The following is an 864-nucleotide window of genomic DNA, read 5'->3' as shown; positions in this document are numbered from 1 at the left end:
AAAGGCTGACTTTCTTCAACACTACGGAAGACCCCTGCATCCTTAGCGATACCCGCGGCGTGAAATATCACCAGTACTAAAATAAGTAGTAAGATTTTTGTTCGAGTCTTCTTAAGCATTTCTTAGATATCCAGTTTTTATTATTACTTATAACGAGCTAGGCAGTTTACCAGTAAAAATCATACTTTGTACTTTCAAAAATGAATACCCTGCCATCGATTATGCGTATAATGCCGCCCATTGATTTGAATTTACGCAAAATAGTAATTACAGGAGAGCTACAATGCTAGAAGTTAACGAATATTTTGATGGCAAGGTTAAATCGATTGCCTTTGAAAGCACTACTCTGCCAGCAACAGTAGGCGTTATGAAAGCAGGTGAATATACCTTCGGTACCAGCCAGAAAGAATACATGACAGTTGTCAGTGGCGAACTAATTGTAAAACTACCAGGCTCAGAAGAATTTGTTTCATTTAAAGACGGAGAGACTTTTACCGTTGAAGCAAATCAGTCCTTCGACCTGCAAGTTCCTACAGATACCGCTTATCTTTGTAAGTACGAATAAACAGAATCTATTTAATAAGCCTCTGTGGTGGATTCGTTTTTGGGGTTTTGGTCTTGAAAGATTAAGCCCCTTAAGCACGGAGCGCTTTGCTGTACAGAGGAATAATGCTTATCTGTATCGGCTCAAACCCGACCTTACAGTTTGAGTTTCAAATCACGACATAGTCAAACAACAGCAAAGTCCGCAAAGCTGTCGCTCGACAGGTTAGTTATGATTAGGATAAAACAGCCAAATTCAGCACCTGAAAGGGACTCTTATCTCAACACATCTTTCCTTCTAGCTTTAATACTTGGCTTAGA

Annotated in this window: 1 protein-coding gene; it reads left to right on the top strand. The window is 39.5% G+C overall.

Annotated features, from left to right (window positions below):
* Window positions 1–283: 283 nt before the first annotated feature.
* Window positions 284–565: a pyrimidine/purine nucleoside phosphorylase gene (locus A3761_RS00150; RefSeq protein WP_068512427.1), complete on the top strand. Its 282-nt coding sequence runs from the start codon at window positions 284–286 to the stop codon at window positions 563–565.
* Window positions 566–864: the final 299 nt, after the last annotated feature.

Source organism: Oleiphilus sp. HI0123, from assembly GCF_001635315.1.
The sequence above is the reverse complement of the archived record's forward strand: the minus strand, read 5'-3'. Positions and strand labels throughout refer to the sequence as shown.

What these genes read in the sequence shown, in the direction of transcription:
- A3761_RS00150 (WP_068512427.1), top strand. Translation starts at nt 284, where the DNA reads ATGCTAGAAGTTAACGAATATTTTGATGGCAAGGTTAAATCGATTGCC.